The 418-nt window shown below is 38.5% G+C and carries 1 pseudogene; it reads left to right on the top strand.

What is annotated here, in order from left to right:
- Positions 1–379, top strand: a pseudogene (locus J7R13_RS09960) (MFS transporter); the annotation flags it as partial.
- Between the last annotated feature and the right edge of the window lie 39 nt (positions 380–418).

The following is a 418-nucleotide window of genomic DNA, read 5'->3' as shown; positions in this document are numbered from 1 at the left end:
TACTGTTAATATTCAAGCTTTTCTTGTATTACGTTTTTTACAAGGTCTTGGGGCTTGTGCAGGGATTGTTCTGAGCCGTGCTATTATAAATGATTTATTGGATAAAAAAGCAGCAGGAAAACTTTACTTGATTGTCTTTCCCTTTATTGGGATGTCACCGGCACTTGCACCTTTAGTTGGAGGGTTATTGGTACAAATTTTTAATTTGCATGCTGCTTCTACCTCCTCAGACTTCTTCACACTCTTGACTATCGTGGCACTTTAGATTTGCATATTAGAAACGTTACCTACACTAATGCGGCAGCATCTTGCTTCTAATACGTTCATGATGGAAGTTTTAAAAGCTTTGAGCAATATAGAGGTAAACAAGTATGTGCTTTAAACATGCCAGCCCGCAGCAGCACTGAAGAAGGTTATT

The sequence above is a fragment of the Bartonella taylorii 8TBB genome, assembly GCF_902825155.1.
In the GTDB taxonomy this organism is placed as follows: Bacteria; Pseudomonadota; Alphaproteobacteria; order Rhizobiales; family Rhizobiaceae; genus Bartonella; species Bartonella taylorii_A.
This window is presented reverse-complemented; position numbering and strand designations above follow the sequence as displayed.